Annotated in this window: 14 protein-coding genes and 2 tRNA genes; 7 read left to right on the top strand and 9 right to left on the bottom strand. The window is 43.1% G+C overall.

The genetic code is table 11. From position 1 onward, the window contains the following. Window positions 1-48: 48 nt before the first annotated feature. Window positions 49-123 (top strand) — tRNA-Asn (locus tag GXP75_RS17225). Between the two features lie 2 nt (window positions 124-125). Further along, window positions 126-198, top strand: a tRNA-Thr gene (locus GXP75_RS17220). Between the two features lie 283 nt (window positions 199-481). Here GXP75_RS17220 and GXP75_RS17215 read toward each other — a convergent pair. Beyond that, window positions 482-1,687 (bottom strand): MFS transporter, encoded by a 1,206-nt coding sequence (locus GXP75_RS17215; RefSeq protein ID WP_242557372.1) that lies wholly within the window; start codon window positions 1,685-1,687, stop codon window positions 482-484. A gap of 345 nt (window positions 1,688-2,032) precedes the next feature. On the opposite strand from GXP75_RS17215, the gene GXP75_RS17210 reads away from it, so the two are divergent. The 5 genes from GXP75_RS17210 to GXP75_RS17190 all read left to right on the top strand — a co-directional run bounded on the left by GXP75_RS17210 (window position 2,033) and on the right by GXP75_RS17190 (window position 8,109). Next, window positions 2,033-3,301: an aspartate aminotransferase family protein gene (locus tag GXP75_RS17210; protein ID WP_242557371.1), complete on the top strand. Its 1,269-nt coding sequence runs from the start codon at window positions 2,033-2,035 to the stop codon at window positions 3,299-3,301. Beyond that, window positions 3,298-4,248: an inositol monophosphatase family protein gene (locus tag GXP75_RS17205; protein WP_242557370.1), complete on the top strand. Its 951-nt coding sequence runs from the start codon at window positions 3,298-3,300 to the stop codon at window positions 4,246-4,248. The genes GXP75_RS17210 and GXP75_RS17205 overlap by 4 nt, the downstream gene beginning before the upstream one ends. Then, a complete protein-coding gene (locus GXP75_RS17200) occupies window positions 4,223-5,269 on the top strand; it encodes a zinc-dependent alcohol dehydrogenase (protein WP_214917635.1) in 1,047 nt (348 codons plus the stop codon). Before GXP75_RS17205 ends, GXP75_RS17200 begins: the two co-directional genes overlap by 26 nt. A gap of 302 nt (window positions 5,270-5,571) precedes the next feature. Next, a complete protein-coding gene (locus GXP75_RS17195) occupies window positions 5,572-7,005 on the top strand; it encodes a SulP family inorganic anion transporter (protein WP_214917632.1) in 1,434 nt (477 codons plus the stop codon). A 183-nt stretch (window positions 7,006-7,188) separates the two neighbouring features. After that, complete coding sequence (locus tag GXP75_RS17190) at window positions 7,189-8,109, top strand: bile acid:sodium symporter family protein (protein WP_242557389.1); 921 nt, start codon at window positions 7,189-7,191, stop codon at window positions 8,107-8,109. Window positions 8,110-8,119: 10 nt separating this feature from the next. On the opposite strand, the gene GXP75_RS17185 is transcribed toward GXP75_RS17190, so the two are convergent. The 8 genes from GXP75_RS17185 to pbp4b form a co-directional block, all read right to left on the bottom strand. Further along, window positions 8,120-8,872 carry an alpha/beta hydrolase gene (locus tag GXP75_RS17185; RefSeq protein ID WP_242557369.1) on the bottom strand — a complete coding sequence of 251 codons (753 nt, stop codon included), beginning with the start codon at window positions 8,870-8,872 and terminating at the stop codon, window positions 8,120-8,122. A 3-nt stretch (window positions 8,873-8,875) separates the two neighbouring features. Next, a complete protein-coding gene (gene feuC, locus GXP75_RS17180) occupies window positions 8,876-9,880 on the bottom strand; it encodes an iron ABC transporter permease FeuC (RefSeq protein WP_242557388.1) in 1,005 nt (334 codons plus the stop codon). Window positions 9,881-9,884: 4 nt separating this feature from the next. Beyond that, a complete protein-coding gene (locus tag GXP75_RS17175) occupies window positions 9,885-10,889 on the bottom strand; it encodes a FecCD family ABC transporter permease (RefSeq protein ID WP_214917627.1) in 1,005 nt (334 codons plus the stop codon). Window positions 10,890-10,907: 18 nt separating this feature from the next. After that, window positions 10,908-11,861: an iron-hydroxamate ABC transporter substrate-binding protein gene (locus GXP75_RS17170; protein WP_010787453.1), complete on the bottom strand. Its 954-nt coding sequence runs from the start codon at window positions 11,859-11,861 to the stop codon at window positions 10,908-10,910. 87 nt (window positions 11,862-11,948) lie between these two features. Then, window positions 11,949-13,544 (bottom strand): bacillibactin transport transcriptional regulator Btr, encoded by a 1,596-nt coding sequence (gene btr, locus GXP75_RS17165; RefSeq protein ID WP_242557368.1) that lies wholly within the window; start codon window positions 13,542-13,544, stop codon window positions 11,949-11,951. A 342-nt stretch (window positions 13,545-13,886) separates the two neighbouring features. After that, on the bottom strand, window positions 13,887-15,131 hold the full coding sequence (locus GXP75_RS17160; RefSeq protein ID WP_242557367.1) for an exo-beta-N-acetylmuramidase NamZ family protein: 1,245 nt from the start codon (window positions 15,129-15,131) through the stop codon (window positions 13,887-13,889). Between the two features lie 15 nt (window positions 15,132-15,146). Then, the gene (locus GXP75_RS17155; RefSeq protein ID WP_242557366.1) at window positions 15,147-17,075 is read right to left on the bottom strand and encodes a glycoside hydrolase family 3 protein; all 1,929 of its coding nucleotides are present in this window, start codon (window positions 17,073-17,075) and stop codon (window positions 15,147-15,149) included. A 45-nt stretch (window positions 17,076-17,120) separates the two neighbouring features. Continuing rightward, window positions 17,121-18,458, bottom strand: a complete 1,338-nt coding sequence (gene pbp4b, locus GXP75_RS17150; RefSeq protein ID WP_214917619.1) for a penicillin binding protein PBP4B — start codon at window positions 18,456-18,458, stop codon at window positions 17,121-17,123. Window positions 18,459-18,480: the final 22 nt, after the last annotated feature.

The raw sequence follows: 18,480 nt of genomic DNA, 5'->3' as shown, positions 1-18,480 counted from the left end.
AGTTTTTGTTTTATTTTCTACCATGTTTGTATATGAAGCCTATATCATTCCGCAGTAGCTCAGTGGTAGAGCTATCGGCTGTTAACCGATCGGTCGTAGGTTCGAGTCCTACCTGCGGAGCCATTGCTTCCATAGCTCAGCAGGTAGAGCACTTCCATGGTAAGGAAGAGGTCAGCGGTTCGAGCCCGCTTGGAAGCTTATCTGAATATACTGATCTGACGAGGTTTCTCAAGAATGAGAAAGCTTTTTTTGTTTATTAAAAAAGTGCAAATAAATACAGTGCTCCAATAATTTATTTCTTCAACAGATTCTTTCCACAATCATATGTGCAATGTGTCGGTTTTTATATCGGCAAACCTGTCTCTCATGTTTCTGATTAAAAGTCTTTGTATTCGGGGAGAATAATCTTACTTGATCAGTATCAACAGCTCAAATTCAAAAAGCTAATGACCATATACAAGGTCATTAGCTTTTTTTACTTCTATATGGATTCAGTATTGGATTGTCCATGTGTACGCATTTTAGCTGACTCCAATATCTTTAACGCAATAACAAGAATCAGCATAAATGCCATTAAAATAGTAAATAACCAAAAGGCTGTCTGTACTGGGAATTTGTCTAAACTCCAGCCAACTGCTATTGGCAAGAGTGAACCGCCGAGTCCGTTGGAAGCGAGCAAAATGCTTGTCGTTTGTTCTGTTTTCCCCGGGAAAAACTGATTGGTAATGATCAAGGCAATGGCGAACATACCGGCCATAAACAGGCCTAAAAAGAAACAAAGAGCAAACCCGACCCAAACGGTTTGGCTGACCGCTAATGTGGCCAGTGCAATCAGACCGCCTATGTTTATGAAACGGAGAAAGCGATGGTATGTTATTTTTTCAGAAACTGGTCCTGTCAGTAATCGTCCAATGATCATTCCGGACCAATAAATTGTTACCGTTATCGTCGCTAATGAATTGGGAATATCCCATTTTTCAGCGAAAATGGAAGGTATAAAGTGTACAATGGATACTTCACTGCCGCCATAAAAGAAGAAATAGGCTGCTGCTAAAGCAATAAATAGGAAACCCTTGCTGCGATAGCTTGTCTGGCCTTGTGTTTTAATATCGGGATTGCTTTCTTTGCGAATAAGTAAGTGGTCTAAACTGCCAAAACTCATTTGTCTCCAAACGATCATAAGCAGAAATGAGCTTACTCCTAACACAAGAAATGCTAATGCCCATAGGCCGTTGCTGATTAAGAAACTTGATAATAGCGGCATAAAAAGCGCTCCCAAACCATAAGCAACTTCCATCTTACTCATGGCAACGGCTTGTTTCTCTTTAATCGCTGTAAGGATAATCGTCCCTACACATGATTCAACTAATCCTGCTCCAAGCCCCGCTATGCTTACAAACAAAAAGAGTAACGGCCACGGCGGTAAAAAGAAAATGAACAGCTCACAGCTAATCATGGCCAAGCCGACTACAACCACATTTTTTCTGCCCAGTTTCTTAACGAGTAAAGGCATTCCCAGTACGCCTATTAAAAACCCCATAAATTGAGAAAATACTAACACCCCGCCATTACTATAGCTTTGGGAGTAATGTGAAAGTAATTCAGGCAATACGGCTCCAAGTATAACGAGTGTAAAAGCAATTAATCCGTAGGAAACACAACCGATCCACAGCAGACGAGTTTTCATCATTTAATCTCCTTAATAGTAAAATAAGTACCATTTTCTACATGATAATTTTAGTCGATGGGAGCACTATTTTATTGGAGGGCTGCGATGATTAGTTCAGAAGAACCTTTTTAAAAATAGTAAATATTGTTCGGTGTCAGTTTCGAATACCTATTGCATACAGGTTTTTTTTACATTATAGACAATTATTGTTATCGTATCATACAATTTTCAGCCGCGCATCCCTAATCGCAGAGTTAACAGATATTTAACATATTTAACAAAAATATCGTTGACATTATTTTCAATACTGAATACGATAGTTAACAGTTTCACATGTTTCTATTAAAAATTAGGGGTGGTAATGTGGGGACGAAGGAAATTACAAATCCAGACAGTTTGTATTACAAAGTGGACGATGTGGTGATGGAAAGAGGAGAAGGAATCTATTTATACGATCAAGAAGGAAATGAGTATATTGATTGTGCATCCGCCACGTTCAACTTGAATTTGGGATATAGCAACAAGGAAGTGATAGACACAGTTAAAGATCAAGCGGACAAGCTTATTCATGTCACTTCTTCTTATCAAACAGACGCCGTAAATAAACTAGCTGAAAAACTTGTAGAAATTTCCCCCGACAATCTCACAAAAGTACACCCTAAAGTCAGCAGCGGTTCCGCTGCAAACGAAGGAGCCATAAAAATGGCTCAGTACTACTCCGGAAAAACGGATGTCATCTCACTATTTCGAAGCCACCTCGGACAAACTTATATGATGTCAGCTTTATCCGGAAATTCATTTCGAAAAGAACCATTCCCTCCACAATTCTCTTTTGGCTTGCAAGTTCCCGATCCTTATTGTAATCGTTGTTTTTATAACCAGAAACCAGGTTCGTGCGGTATGCTGTGCGTAGAAAGAATCAATGACTTTATTGAATACGCCAGCAATGGGAAAGTTGCCGCAATGATTGTTGAACCGATCTCCGGGAACGGAGGAAATGTCGTTCCGCCTAAAGATTACTTTAAACAGTTGAGAAAATTATGTGATGAGCATGATATTGCCCTCATTTTTGACGAGATCCAGACTGGATTTGGAAGAACCGGAAAGATGTTTGCTGCCGACCACTTTGATGTGAAACCGAATATGATGACTGTCGCAAAGGGGTTAGGAGGTACAGGATTCCAAGTCGCCGCCACCCTGACGGAAGAAAAGTATACAGGATTGCCAGGCTACACCCACTCCTTCACTTACGGCTCCAATGTGTTGGCATCTGCCGCTGCATGTAAAACCATTGACATTATGCAACGACCTGGATTTTTAGAGAATGTTACAGTTGTTGGAAATTACATTATGGATTCACTGGAAAAAATGAAAGAAGACTTTACATTTATTGCAGATGTAAGAGGTGTCGGTCTGATGATCGGCGTTGAGATTGTTAAAGAAAACAATGTGCCGGATGTAGAACTGACAAATTACATTGCGGATAAAGCAATGGAGTATGGACTGATCCTTCGTACTTCTCGATATGGATTCGGAAATGTGTTCAAAATCCGTCCGCCATTGACGATTACGCTCAGTGAGGCTGAATTGCTTTGCTTCAAACTCCGTAAGTTATTGGAGGATATAAAGTGAGAGACTATATTATTGGAATGGGGAAGTTTGTTTATCAAAAGGTGAAAGATCAAAAAGGGACATTGAAAAATCGGTTGGTCAATGGTTATTCTCCGGGTGGAGATGCACAGTTTAATATTGATGCAGCCGCTGAAGATGCCGTACTTGAATATATACAAAAGCAAGAAGTGCCGATCGCGTTCTATACGGAGGATGGCGGATTAAAGTTGTTTGGGGAGAATCCGCAATACATTTTAATCGTTGATCCTATTGATGGGACCCGCCCGGCTGCTGCCGGTCTTGAAATGTCATGTATCTCCATAGCATTAGCTGCGTACAAACCGAATGCGCAAATTAAGGATATTGAATTTGCTTTTCTGTTGGAGCTTAAAACCGGTGCCTACATGTACGGCGATATCTACTCCGACTGTATTCACTATGAAGGGTTTCAGGGAGAGCTGCCAAATTTAAGCGAGGTAAAAGAAATAAAAAATATGTTCTGGAGTCTTGAGTTCAATGGACACCCCGCTCACCTTATGATTGATGCATACGGCCATTTGATTGACCAATCAGCAAATAATGGAGGAGTCTTCGTTTTTAATAGCGCCTCCTACTCGATTTCCAGAATCATCACGGGACAGATGGACGCTTATGTGGATATAGGCAATCGTTTACTCAAAGACAATCCTGGGTTACTATCCGATTTTCAGAATGTAGGGAATGGACAAGTTCTGCATTTGTTTCCATACGATATTGCGGCCAGCGTATTTTTGGCTAAAAAAGCCGGCGTTATGATAACAGACGCCTATGGAAATTCTTTGGATAGCACGCTTCTTACTGATCTCAGCTACGATAACCAGCAATCTTGCATTGCAGCGTCAACAAAGGAACTCCATCAAATGTTGTTAGACCGAATCCGCTGGGACAGAAAGGAAGAGAGCTATGAAGGCGTTGGTCTGGACTCCTAACGACAAACTTGAATATGTAGAGGTGGACGAGCCTCAGATACGGAAACTGAATGATGTAAAAGTGAAAATATATGGTACCGGCATATGCGGTACGGATCTTAACGTACTGAAAGGAAAAATGAATGCCACTCACAACATGATCATGGGGCATGAGTCAGTTGGTGAGGTAGTGGAAATTGGTGAACACGTCAGAGATGTAAGGGTGGGCGACCGTGTAGTCATTGATCCTACCCAATTCTGCGGGAAATGTTACTACTGCAGAAAGGGTTTAACCTGTTATTGCGATTCTTTTGAAGATTGGCAGTTAGGCCTCGGAGCACACGGAACTTTTGCGGATTACTATGTGGGCGAGGATCGATTCATGTACAAAATACCGGAATCTATGGAGTGGGAACGAGCAACTTTAATTGAGCCTCTCTCCTGCGTCTTGAATGTTGTGGAAAAGGCCGCGATAAAACCGGATGATTCCGTATTGGTTTTAGGATCGGGTCCGATCGGGCTCCTTGTTCAGATGATGGTAAAAAAATCAGCAAGGCTGACTGTTGCGACCGAGATTGGAAAATTCAGATCGGAAGCGGCGCAACATATATCCGACTATGTTTATCATCCTGAAACATTGACTGTTGAAGAAGTTGAGCGAATCAATCAAGGAAGAAAATTTGATGTTATTTTTGATGCGATCGGCAATCAGTTAGATTGGGCCTATCCGTTAATAGAAAAAGGCGGAAGACTTGTGCCTATGGGTTTTGATGATACGTATGAAATGAAAATCAGACCTTATCAATTACTCTCCAATGGAGTGACCATTGTAGGAACCGGAGAGGCAAGGCAGATCATGGAGACTGCGTTGTCATGTGCGATTGACCTTCCTCAGCTCTCTGATTTGATCACAGAGAAAGTAGAATTAGAGAACTTTGAACAAGCTGTTCAGAACCTCATGGGCATAGATCCGATTTCAAAGGAAAGAAAAGATATAACAGCTATAAAAACGATCCTTGTATCTGATCCGAAGCTGGTGTAAGCAACAATGAACGGCTCATGTCACCCTTGATTTGAGCCGTTTTTGTATGATGATGCATGTGATTGGTAACAGAGAAAGGGAATATAATCCAATTGTTTTCTGCCCACAATTTGACCTTGCATATCCTGAAAAAATTTATTATGATACTCTTTGTATATAACTCCTTTCCCCTATATCCTATACTCTGAACGTTTCCCCTGTTTCTCCGGAAGAAGTTGCTTCTTGCTTTCCCGTCTATTAACAATTAAAGCTCCCAACTGACATGATGCGGAATTTTACATTTAAAAAAGGAGTCGTTATATTTGAAAGGTTTTTCATTAAAACAGCAATGGTTCGGGAATGTCCGTAAAGATGTTCTGGCCGGCATATTGGTTGCATTGGCTTTAATTCCTGAAGCGATTGGTTTTTCCATTATTGCCGGTGTCGATCCGATGGTCGGTCTTTATGCGTCATTTTGTATTGCTATTATTATTTCTATTTTTGGCGGCAGACCGGGAATGATTTCCGCTGCCACAGGGTCTATGGCGCTTGTTATGGTAACCTTGGTTGCAGATTACGGGCTGCAGTACTTGTTTGCGGCCACTATACTGACAGGCATTATACAAGTCATATTGGGCATAAGTAAGATTGCGAAACTAATGAAGTTTATACCTAGATCAGTCATGATAGGATTTGTGAATGCACTGGCTATTCTTATTTTTTCAGCCCAGCTTCCGCAGTTTGCAGGAGCTTCTTGGATGATGTATGCCATGGTTGCAGGTTCTTTAGTGATTATATATATCCTTCCTAGGTTTACAAATGCCATTCCTTCACCGCTTATAGCGATTATTGTAATGACCATTATCGCTATTACCCTTCACGTGGATGTGCGGACGGTTGGTGATATGGGTGAGTTAACAAGCTCATTGCCGGGATTTTTGATTCCCGATGTTCCGTGGACGTTTGAAACACTTCAAATCATATTCCCATATTCTATTGCATTGGCGCTTGTCGGGCTGCTTGAATCACTGCTCACAGCACAGATTATTGATGAAATGACGGATACGGATAGTGATAAAAACAAAGAAAGCCGCGGTCAAGGGATTGCCAATATCGTGACTGGATTTTTTGGAGGCATGGCGGGCTGTGCTATGATCGGCCAATCTGTGATTAACACGAAAGCAGGCGGCCGCGGCCGGCTATCTGCATTTGTTGCCGGGGCTTTTCTGATGTTTTTAATTGTGGTGTTAAGCGATGTGGTTGTGAAAATCCCAATGGCGGCGCTTGTTGCCGTTATGATTATGGTTTCTATTGGTACGTTTGACTGGTCTTCGCTGAAGGGTTTACGGAAATCGCCGCTTACTGATTCGATTGTTATGGTTGTTACCGTCATTACAGTCGTTCTGACTGATGATTTATCAAAAGGCGTTTTTGCCGGTGTCTTATTAAGCGCGGTGTTTTTTGTAGCAAAAATATCGAAATTGAAAATCGTTTCTCATGCAGATGAGCAAAAGCTGCGAACATATAAAGTAACAGGACAGATCTTTTTTGCTTCAGTATCTGATCTGATGAATGCGTTTATGTATCGAGAGGATATCGAACGGGTTGTGATTGACTTAAGTGAAGCTCATGTATGGGATGATTCCGGGGTAGCCGCGCTTGGTAAAATCGTTGCGAAGTTTAAAGAACAAGGAATTGAAGCAGAACTGAAGGGCTTAAACGAAGCGAGTCAGGCTCTTTTAAAACAGATGGCGTAAAGAATGAAAGTCCAGATTATAAATGTCTGGGCTTTTCACTGTATATAAAAATTGATCCGGACATAAGAATATAAGATATTTGGTTAAAACTGTTGATTGTCATTGATATAATAGAATGAAAACACATTAATAGGAGACTTATATATGATGCTTCAGAAGATGAACCAAGTGCTGGGCCGGATTATGCCGTTATTAACACCGTCTAGTGTGGTGATCGGTGTGCTGCTGTCTCAATATATAAGCGGATGGAACAGCGCGGTGCCTTGGATATTTGCTTTTATCACGTTTGCAGGCAGCCTGAGCGCCAATTTTCAATCGCTTAGACATGCTCTGGCTCATCCCCTGCCTATGATTCTTGCTTTGTTTGTTCTCCATATCTTCATGCCGGTTTTTGCTTGGGGCAGCGGTCATCTCATTTTTAAAGGCGACCCCTTGACTATTACCGGACTTATATTAGCGGTTGTGATACCGACTGGGATTACGAGCCTGATTTGGGCCTCGATGTATAAAGGGAATGTCGGTTTGACGCTTTCTATTATACTTGTGGATACGATTTTGTCGCCTTTGATTGTACCTGTGAGCCTTTCTCTATTAGCAGGCGCCCAGGTCCATATGGATGTATGGGGTATGATGAAAGGGCTTATCATTATGGTGGTGATTCCTTCATTTCTGGGGATGATTGTCAACCAGTTTTCCCCTGCAGAACGAACAGCCGTTTTAAGCCGGACGTTTTCTCCTTTTTCTAAAATATGCTTGATGGCAGTCATTGCGATTAACAGTTCTGTGATTGCCCCTTATTTTCAAGTAATTGATTTGAGATTCGCCGGGATTGCTGTGATGGTATTTTGCATTGCTTTGACCGGATATGCGGTTGCTTGGATGATAGGAAAAGTAATGAAAAGAAGACAGGAAGAAATCGTGGCTCTCATTTATACCGGAGGCATGAGGAACATCAGCGCGGGAGCTGTTCTTGCTGTTGGCTTTTTTCCTTCGCAAGTCGCGGTCCCTGTTGTGATCGGTATGCTGTTTCAACAGATATTGGCCGCTTTGTTCGGCCATTTGCTCAAGCGCTATGAATTAAAGCCTGTATTGCAAAAAGCGTAAAAAAAGCCGCTCAAAGGGATGAGCGGTTTTTTTCGTAAAGCCATTCTAACGCGTTTGCAAATTGCCGGATAAAAAACTTGCGATGATGATCTGCGTCCTCTTCAATTGTGAATAGCAGCTGATCAGGTGTGAAGCCTTTATTTTTAAGGCTGTTATACACTTGTTCTGTTTTGGAGAGCATTTCTTTTTGAATGGTTTGCTTTCCGAGGCCTTCTTTACTTCCGACAGACATATAAATCCGTTGTTTTGCAGGCTGTATGGCGGATTGTTTAATGATATCCGCCGCATTCTCATACCAGAAAGAACCGGAAATAGATCCGATGTTTCCAAACATGTGCGGATGTTTTAAGAGAGCAAACATGGAGATCAGCCCGCCCAAGGAGGAGCCGATAAATCCTCTTGTTTGTGGGCTTCCGTCTATGTTCCAGTTTTCCTCAATATAAGGAATCAGTTGTTCTGTGATTTCGGACAGATATTGATCCCCTTTTCCGCCAAAATCATCAAAGGCTTCATGAAGTGATGCCGCAGGCCAAGGTGTATACTCGTTTAATCTGTTTTTGGGCTCAATGCCGGCAATAATCAGTTCGGGCAGCTTTCCATGGTGAAATTTCTCCTCCAAACACTCGATGTGTTCTTCAAACAGCGATCCGCCATCCTGCACGTATACGCACGGAAATGATGCGCGGCGGCGGTGGTATGAAGGCGGGAGGTAAAGCTTGAATGTTCTTGTACGGAAGATGTGTTCATTGCAAGAGCCATTCATTTGTTAGCCGCCTTTTTTTTGCTTGAAAAGCAAGTATAAGAAATAAGGCACACCGAGTATAGCGAGAATGATTCCTGCCGGGACCTCTGCCGGCTGGAAAAACAGTTTACCCGCAAAATCAGCACATAACACAAGCAGCATGCCTATCAAACCGCTTAACGGCAAAATATAGCGGTGTTCAACACCGGCCAGTCTGCGTGCAATATGCGGTGCGATCAGACCGACGAATCCCATACTGCCTGCTACTGATACGCAGGCGCTGATAATGGCGATGCAAGAAATCAATAAAATTGTTTTTTCTTTATTAGAAGAGATGCCTAGGCTTTTGACCGTATCTTCGTTAAATCGGATGGTGTCCAGCAGTCTGGATTTAGCAAAGAGAACAGGAATAAACACCAAAAGCCATGGAAGAATGGCTGTGATGTACGTCCAATTAGCCGACCAAATGCTGCCGTTTTTCCATACCATGGCCATTTCATAGTCTTGAGGGTCCATTTTTAAGGACAAGAATAAAGTAAGCGCACTAAAACCTGAATTAATCGCAATTCCCACAAGAATGATTCTGCCTGAATCCAGATTTCCCCTGTGCCAAGCAAACATATAGATCAACGCTGCTGCTAACAGGCCGCCTATCAGCCCGAAAAAAGGTGTTCCCATTGCGGCTGCGAGAGTCGTTGTTTTCGCTTGTCCTTGAAAGATCAGCATGAATCCGACAATACCTGCTCCCGCTCCAGCGTTGATCCCGAGAATCCCCGAGTCAGCCAACCCATTTTTCGTAACGGCCTGTATAACGGCGCCGGCTATTCCGAGCCCGAGTCCAACGATGGCGGCCAGTACGATACGGGGCAGTCTTAAATCAAACAGCAAGATTTCATATTGCGGATTAGGGTTAATTTGAAAAAGAGTGGAGAGCAGTTCTCCCGGACGTACAGCGAATGATCCGCTCGTCAGGCTGAAATAAGCGACGGTAAGGATCAGTACAGCTAAGATGATATACATTCCCGTCATTTTTTTAGCCATGTTGCTCTCCCCCTTTTCTTTTGATCAAATAAAGGAAGAAAGGCACGCCGATGATGGATGTGACGACTTCGATCGGTGTTTCAAACGGATAATTGATAAATCTGCTGGCGAGATCGCATAGTGTTAAAAAGACGCCCCCTATGACACAGGAACAAGGAATCAGCCTGCTGTAATCGGAACCCACTAGAAATCTTGTTATGTGGGGAACGACTAATCCCACGAAAGCGATTTTTCCGGCGAGGGCTACAGCGCTGCCAGTCAGGATAACCACTGAAATCATCGCCATGAGTTTGATTGCCTTTTTCTTTTGCCCCAGACTTTTTGAAATATCGTCTCCTAATGAGACCGCCGTGACCTTTTTGCTGAGTGAAGCGGCGATCACTATTCCTATAACGAAAAAAGGAACGGCGAGCTTTAATATGTCTGGGTTCATTTGGTGAAGTCTTGCACTGTACCAAAAGGTTAGATCTTGTGAAATTTGAAAGTAAATCGACATGGCAGCCGACAAACTGCTTAACAGCATGCTCGTGACAGTGCCGATGATCGCAAGCTGCACGGGAGTAAAACCGTTAGGCAGCATGGAGGCCAGACCGAAAACAAGCGCGGCGCCTAACGCCGAGCCGATAAATGAATATACGATCATCTCGATTGAAGATGATTGAGGGAGCAGCACCATGCAAAGCGTGATAATAAATGCAGAGCCGTCAGATACGCCCATGATAGAGGGTGAAGCTAAGTAGTTGCGTGTTATGCCCTGCATGAGCGCTCCTGAAACAGCTAGGGCCGCCCCGATCAAAAGAGCGCCGGCAGCCCTGGGAATACGTGAATGCCATATAATCTGATGGTCTGTATTTTGCGGATCAAAATGCAGAATCGATGTGAAAATGATATCTGCATGAAGATGTTTCGCGCCATATAGAACAGAGAACAGCAGAGATAGAGCAATGGCAAATGGAGAACTGATCAAAATGATACGTGTCCACTGTTTTGAATACATATAAAAACCTACTCTAAGTTAGTCTTGTGTCAATTTTTCAGTTGCTGCTTTCAGGAAACGGACTTTGCTCCAAGCTGTGCCGCCTTGTGCAAGAGGATCTACTGAATTGACATAAACATGATCTTCTTTAACCGCAGTGAGGCTTGACCAGATCGGGTTTTTTTCTAAGTCTTTTAAAGCATCAGGCTTATCTGCGTTTTCATCATCAGAAAATTGGACGAAAATATGGTCAGGATTCATTTCACTTAGTTTTTCTAACGAGATGAGTTCTTGCGCTTTTGCCGCTTTGACTTCATCAGGAGCGGTGAGGCCTAAATCTCCGTAAAGAGTTGAGTTGAAATATACTTGTTCCGGGTAGATATAAATATTACCTTGTCTGATTCTGATGACAAGAGCATTTGAATCTTTCGCTTTGCCGTTTATTTTCGTTTTTGTGTCTTTGAGATCCTGTTCGTAGTCCGCAATAATTTCTTTTGCTTTTTTCTCTTTTCCTGTAAGCTGGGCAAGCAGCATCATGTTTTCCTTCCAGTTAGAAGAAATGTGAGAAACGGGAATGGTGGTCGCTGTATTACTTAGTTTTTTTATTGTGTTTTCCGGAAACTTCGTAGATGCCAAAATGACGTCAGGCTGAAGCTCAAGAATCTTTTCTATGTTCGGTTCCATTTTTTCCCCGGTAGAGGTCGCTTTGTCTGTAATGTCTTTAAACATATCCGGGAATTTGCCTGAGAATGAGATGGCACCGGCTGGGTGGACATCGAGCAATTTCGCATCTTCCATAGATTCGACGCTTCCTGTAATGGCGATCTTGTCTGTTGGTACTTTCACTTCATACGTTTTGTCGAGATATTCTATTTTCTTTTTTTCTGATTTTGTTCCAGCGGCGCTGCTGCCGTTGGTTTCCTCTTTACTGCCGCACGCCGCAGCAGTCAATGCGAGAAGCAAAATCAATATCGCAATGTACATTTTTTTCATCTATAATGCCCCCTGTTCAATTGATAACTATTATCAATTGAGATTATAGAGAATGAATAGATATAACACCATGGACAATTTCCGGCATTATGATGGACTTTTACCGGAAAGTAACGAAATGGTTTGTTGAATGATTCGTTCATGGCCGCAAGCTGAATATTCACACCAAGGGTCCGGTGTAATGTGATAAACCTGTTTGTTGCGCACCGCTGTTAGGTTTTGCCATGTTTCTGTTTCCTGAATTTGCTGAAAATAAGCTAATGTTTCCGGTTCTTTGAAAACCAAAAGCATAAGACAATCAGGTTGGTAATTTGTCAGCATTTCCAAGGAAATCTTTTGTTCCGGAGGTGTGTGTTCGGGTTTTGCTGATGCAAAATCAAGATCTCCAAAGAACACATCTTGAATGCTTCGGTTATGCGACAGGTAAAATTGTTGTTTATGCAGGCGCACAAACAGAAAACGTTTCTCCTGCATATGGGGAAAAGAATTTCTGACCGCTGCGGCCTGCTGCTCATATGTCTCAAGCCAATTGCTGACTTCAGATTCTTCCTCCAAATATGAAGCGGTGAGCATCAGGTGGGTTCTCCAATTTTCCTGTGAAGGAAGATAGAAAACGTCAGCGATTCGGTTCAAGCGTGTTTGTTCCTCCTGGGAAATGGAATCCATGCTGAAAATCACTTCAGGTTTCGCGCGCGATAACGTATGGAGATTTTCTTCCCATTGTTCATTAAAACGGTATGCGCTAAGGTGAACAGGGATATCGGATGAAAAATGTTTATAATAATGGGCTGTCCATTTTGGGTGAAGCGGTGCCGCAAACGGAATGAGATGGAGCGGGATAAGCTGCCCCATTGTACCCTTTCCGTATGCAGCTATTTGTTTTCGCCTTTTTTTCATATAGCTTGTAGGTGAACACCCCGTATGTTTTTTAAATGTTCGGCTGAAATAAAATTCATCTTGATAGCCGGTTTGGTTGGCAATTTCCCTAAGTTTGTAGTTTGCTTTGGCCATCAGCCGTTTTGCTTTTGTCATTCGGGTTTCTGTAATGAATTCAGTCACACTTTGCCCGTACCATTTCTTAAAGGTTTCGCTGTAATGCTTCGCGCTGATACCTGCCATTTGAGCGAGCTGGTCTAAGGTGATTTTTGTATCGGCATGGTTCTTGATAAATTCTTTTGTTTTTACGATTGCTGATTTTGTATCAGTTTGGCAGTAGGTTTTCGCTGAAAAGATGTCATAAACCAGGCTTTGAACATCTATGCTGCACTTCATCTGCTGAAGCGGTGAAGAAGCGGGCCATACATCAGCAAGCTGTTGCAAGCGGCTTGCAAGATTTTCGACAGGCTGTACATTCATCATCTGAAGATCAGAAAAAACATCCCAATCCGTTTTGGGAATCAAGGTCCTTTGATCAGCGTCATAAGAATAGGTGTGCAGTCTGACCAGACAGATACTGATTTCTTTTGCAGAATGGGGGAAAATGCCGAATGTTTCAAAGGGAGGACAAATATAAAGTGTCTCTTTCTGCAGCGAAAGGCTGCTGGTTCCGATGGAAATGGCGCCGTCACCTTTCAAATGAAAAATCAGAACGAAGGAGTCGGCGAGCTGTTGTTCTGTATGGAGTTCACTTGTTTTTTTTATGAGTTCTATTTGTATAGGCTGATAAATAAGTGAAGAATGCAATGGAAAGACCACCTTTTCTGAAAACATTCAATTAAATGATAATCATTATCAATAAAATTGTACCAAATAAATGAATGTTTTCCTATAAAAAGCGGTGAAAACATTACAGTCAAGTTCCTTTAACGATCAGGTGGTCTCTTCCGCGGCCGCAACGATGATATAAAAATCCATTTTCACCACTCTCTTTTCTCATATTACAGAGAAAGAAAAGTGAGCAGTATAACCCTATCTAAATCATAGGAAAAAGCCCCTTGCTCGTGAGGCAGGGGATGGAAAGCTATAGCATACATGAAAGTTACACGTGTAACATATCTGCTTTTTACGAAACATTATATTGCTATGCTAGTAGATGAGATATTTTTTCCTGAGTTTCTTAAATTCCTTGAGAGGCTTCTGATAGGCATCTGTAATTTCTTGTATGTCAGCGCTTTCTTCAATTTTTGTTCTGACCCAGCCGTTGCCGATTAATTTGTCAAAAGAGCCTGTCGCCAGAAATTCAAAGTCATCAGGGTAGAGGTCGTGTATGGTTTTAATGAGCGAGAGTCCTGTTTTGACTGCTTCGAATTTCTCTCTGTCCGTCACATACATTTGAACCCCGTGGCATAGTTTGCCTTGATGCTTGGAGAAGGTTGGGATATAGGATGCTGCTCTGAATGTGACGCCCGACAGGCCGAGACTGTTTAACTTTTCCTCGAGCTGTGTGCTTTTCATGTAGGGAGCGCCGATGAATTCGAACGGTTTTGTTGTGCCTCTGCCTTCAGATACATTTGTTCCTTCTATTAAACCTGTTGCAGGGTAAACGAACGTGCTGTCAATCGTCGGCATATTAGGCGAAGGGAGGACGAAAGGAAGTCCTGTATCTTCAAAATTCATCTTCCGCTTCCATCGTTTCATTTTGACGACGGTGAGGTCGGCGTTGATCTTAAATTCTTTGTTAAACAGTAAGGCTAACTCTCCAATCGTCATCCCGTGTTTTAAAGGGATAGGATAAAGTCCGACGAAGGAAGAGAAGCCGGGTTCAAGGACCGGCCCTTCAACTTGCTGTCCTCCTTGCGGGTTCGGACGGTCTAACACAATAAAGGGGATGCCGTTTTCCTTGGCGGCTTCCATCGCATAAGCCATCGTGTAAATATACGTGTAATAGCGTGTTCCGACATCTTGGATATCAAATACGAGGACATCGACATTTTTCAGCATCTCAGGTGTCGGTTTTTTTGTTTTGCCGTATAGGCTGTAGACGGGCAGCCCTGTTTTTTCATCAATATAAGACGCAACCTCGTCTCCGGCCTGAGCGTCACCGCGGACGCCATGCTCAGGTCCATATAATGTTGTGAGCTGAATGTCCGGATCTTGGCTGAGGATATCGACACTGCTTTTGAGTGAGGCGTTTACGCCTGTCGGATTGGTAATCAGCCCGATCTTTTTGCCTTTCAGATGTTTTTTATAATCGGATAAAAGGATGTCGATGCCCGTTTGGACCTTGGGTTTTTTGACTGCTTGGTTTTCTTGGTTTTGGGAAGCTGAGGCGGCCGTCATGGTGCCGATCATAAGCATTCCTGCGAGAAGCGCTAATCCCGTTTTTTTCATATTCAGCCCTCCTTATTACAGCGGTTTTCCGGTTTTGAGGTTTACCCCATGGCCATACGGAAACAATATGTCTCCCGGTCTGGTGACAGATGGAATGTCAACCGGAAGTGTGCCTTTTGGTTTGGTCTGCCCAAAGATCGCTTCAATACCTGCTGGGATATTCGGCTGAAGATACCGGCCGTTGGCATATCCTTTGAAGCCGTAGACGGCAATAAGGGCCTGGGCTTCTTCAAAATTGGCCGCATCATATGGATTACGCAGGCTCATCAGTACAAACTCCTTATGATTTTGCTGTGCTGACTTCATGACGGCTCTCGGAAAAACTGTCGCCCATTTGCTTGAATCGGTCACAGTGTCGTCAATGACACCATCGTTGATGACAGGATCATTTTTTACGACATAAGAGCCGGTAATCACATAATCAGCCTCTTTGATTTGTTTCTCAATTTCAGCATCGAATACTCGGCCTTCAAAGTTCAGTTTATTGAGGGAAACGGATTTGATTTTCTTTCGTTGGACAAGATCGGTAATGGTTTGCGCGATGGCTTCTGTCTGTTCTTCGTAAGGTGCAGCGATTAAAACCGAGCTTCCTTTTTTGGGCTTAAACGGCAATGTGTGCTGCTCGTTTTTAAGAATCGTCACTGCTTTTTCAGCTATTTGTTTCTCAGCTTTCCGGTGTTGTTTCCTTCCTACGGTTTTGAGGGCTTTTGCAACTTTTTTATCTATACTGCCTTTGTTCTGAGCGGGGTAAATACCGCGTTTTATTTTCAGGGAAATGATTCTTTCAACCGATTGGTTAATTTGCTGTAAAGGAATATCTCCTTGAGTAACTGCTTTTTTTAAGGCTTGAAGAACGCTGTCGAAACGGTTTTCTGTTTTGAGAGAAGTGACTGCGGCAGGCATTAATGCGATATCGACGCCCGCCTTAACTGCCATGACGACGGCTTCTTCCTGGCCGAAATGATCCGCAATGGCTTTCATATTAAGTGCATCAGTGACGATGACGCCGTCAAATCCCATTTCCTCACGGAGAAGCCCTGTCATGACTTTACGTGAAAGTGTTGCGGGGACAAGGATATCACTTCCGTCCAGCTTGCTTTTATAGGTCGTATCGTCAAAGGCAGGAAATTGAACATGTGCTGTCATCACCATATCCGCACCAGCATTTATTGCTTTTTGAAAAGGATAGAGTTCCACCTCACGAAGACGCTCTTTGTTATGAGAGACGAGCGGCAATCCGTAATGGCTATCAACATCTGTGTCTCCATGTCCCGGGAAATGTTTAACCGCTGAAGCAACATTTTGTTTTTGTAAGCCTTTCATTGAGTGCACCCCAAGCTTTGCGGTTACCTCTCGATTTGAACTGAAAGATCTTACGCCGATGACTGGGTTATTGGGGTTGTTGTTAATGTCCAGAACAGGTCCGAAATTAGTGTTAATACCCAAGGCTGAGAGCTCCTTGCCGATCACAGTCCCCGTAAGATACGAATAGTTGCTGCTCCTCGCTGCACCGAGAGCCATATTGCCTGGGAAATTAGTTCCCTCTCCGAGTCTTGTCACGATCCCGCCCTCTTGATCAATACTGAGTAACAGCGGAATATCGGGACTCGCTTTTTGAAATGCATCTGTAAGGCGAACGGTTTGTTCGGTTGTTTTTACGTTTTCTGCAAAGAGAATGACTCCGCCAAATTGATATTTCTTAACAAGACCGGCGACTTCATCATTCATTTCAGTGAGTGCAGAAGGAGATGCCGCGCCTTCTTTTTGCCAGTTTCTGAAATCAGGCATCAGCATCTGGCCCAGCTTTTCATCTAATGTCATTTGTGCCGTCAGTTGTTTAGCTGTTGTGGTCCCGGAAGGTTTTGCTGCTGAGGCCGGACTTGCCACAAGGCACGCTGATAGACATAAAACGGTTGATAGAGTAATGGAAATGATTGACTTCATAAAACGTCCTCCTATCGTTGTAGTCTAGACAAAAGACTTGTAATTTCATTCCATTGCTTCATAAATCGCGGTAATCACGCTTCCGTAACTGCCGGTTGGAAATCGATCTCCCTCAAACACATTCGGATTTACATTGGGATTAACTACAGGTGAATGTTTTTTATTTGTTAAAAGCGCGATGCCTAAGTTGTATTCAGGGTCAATGATTGTAACCGTGCCGGTCCAGCCTGTATGGCCGTAAGCTTTCTCGCTTGCGAAAGGACCGAACATCCACTCCATATCTTTACTGCCGTTTCTTCTCCAGCCAAGTCCGAATGTCGGATCTGTTTCGGATGGAGACGTAAATAGATCTGCGGTTTGCCGGTTAAATAATGATACTTTTTTGTAGCTTCCGCCGTTTAACATGACTTGCAGAAGAACTGCCATATCATCCACCCGTGAAAATAATCCGGCATGGCCTGAAACGCCGCCCATCGAGTAAAATGCTTTTTCATCGTGTACTTCCCCTTGCAGGGTTTCGGATCGGATATTGGGGAAGTGTATAGCGCCGTCTCTTGTATTGCCCAGCCTCTCGGTTGCAGCGAAGTTCTTTGGCTTAAAACCTTTTTGGAGCGGGTTATATACCGTATGTGTCAGTCCGAGCGGCTTGTAAAGCTCTTGCTCCGTATAGACATCAATTGGCTTGCCGGTGATGTTTTCGATGATACACCCCAGCAGCATATATCCGATATCACTATATACGTGTTTTGTCCCGGTTTCGTATTCTAAGGGGATTTGAGTAAGGTACTGAATCGTTTTTTTACGATCCTGTGAATAATAGTCTCCGGCAGAATCCGGTCGATAGAAATAAAAGCTGGATGGCAGCCCTGATCGGTGCTGAAGGACATCAATCACACGAACAAGGCTTTTTCCTTTGATTTTATCTTCTGGGTGATCTTTGAATTCAGGCAAGTAGGCAGAAACCTTTTGATAAATGTCCAGTTTCCCTTGGCTGACTAATCGCTGAAGGGCAAAGTTGGCTGCGTACATTTTGGTGTTAGAAGCTAAATCAAACATCGTATCGGTCTTCATTTTCATTGGATGACGCAAAAGTGTGTCCCCATCGTATTTTTTGCTGTAGCCATATGCTTTCTTTTTGATGATGCGTCCGTCCTTGACGACGACAAGAACGGCTCCTGGAAAGCCTGCTGCAATGTCATGTTCAATCATTCGATCAACCTTCCTTAATTTCTTGGACGAAAAGTGTGATTTTTCTGTATTTAATGGTTTTGTATAGACTGGATCGGCTGTTTGTCGGAGGGATGTTTGTGCCAACGCCCCATGCGGCGTCAAAACTGAGACTGTCAATAATGAGCTGAGTATCGCCAGAGTCATGATTTTCATAAGATCGCTCCTGCTATAAAAG

The sequence above is a fragment of the Bacillus sp. HU-1818 genome, from assembly GCF_022695965.1.
In the GTDB taxonomy this organism is placed as follows: domain Bacteria; phylum Bacillota; class Bacilli; order Bacillales; family Bacillaceae; genus Bacillus; species Bacillus atrophaeus.
Note: the sequence above shows the minus strand (reverse complement) of the source record. Positions and strands in the feature narration are given on the sequence as shown.

Bases quoted from the DNA above. Each gene is read 5' to 3' on its own strand.
- feuC (WP_242557388.1), bottom strand. From the start codon at position 9,880: ATGACGGGAATGTATATCATCTTAGCTGTACTGATCCTTACCGTCGCT.
- GXP75_RS17170 (WP_010787453.1), bottom strand. From the start codon at position 11,861: ATGAAAAAAATGTACATTGCGATATTGATTTTGCTTCTCGCATTGACT.
- GXP75_RS17185 (WP_242557369.1), bottom strand. From the start codon at position 8,872: ATGAATGGCTCTTGCAATGAACACATCTTCCGTACAAGAACATTCAAG.
- GXP75_RS17215 (WP_242557372.1), bottom strand. From the start codon at position 1,687: ATGAAAACTCGTCTGCTGTGGATCGGTTGTGTTTCCTACGGATTAATT.
- GXP75_RS17175 (WP_214917627.1), bottom strand. From the start codon at position 10,889: ATGTATTCAAAACAGTGGACACGTATCATTTTGATCAGTTCTCCATTT.
- GXP75_RS17155 (WP_242557366.1), bottom strand. From the start codon at position 17,075: ATGAAGTCAATCATTTCCATTACTCTATCAACCGTTTTATGTCTATCA.
- pbp4b (WP_214917619.1), bottom strand. From the start codon at position 18,458: ATGAAAATCATGACTCTGGCGATACTCAGCTCATTATTGACAGTCTCA.
- GXP75_RS17190 (WP_242557389.1), top strand. From the start codon at position 7,189: ATGCCGTTATTAACACCGTCTAGTGTGGTGATCGGTGTGCTGCTGTCT.
- GXP75_RS17160 (WP_242557367.1), bottom strand. From the start codon at position 15,131: ATGAAAAAAACGGGATTAGCGCTTCTCGCAGGAATGCTTATGATCGGC.
- GXP75_RS17200 (WP_214917635.1), top strand. From the start codon at position 4,223: ATGAAGGCGTTGGTCTGGACTCCTAACGACAAACTTGAATATGTAGAG.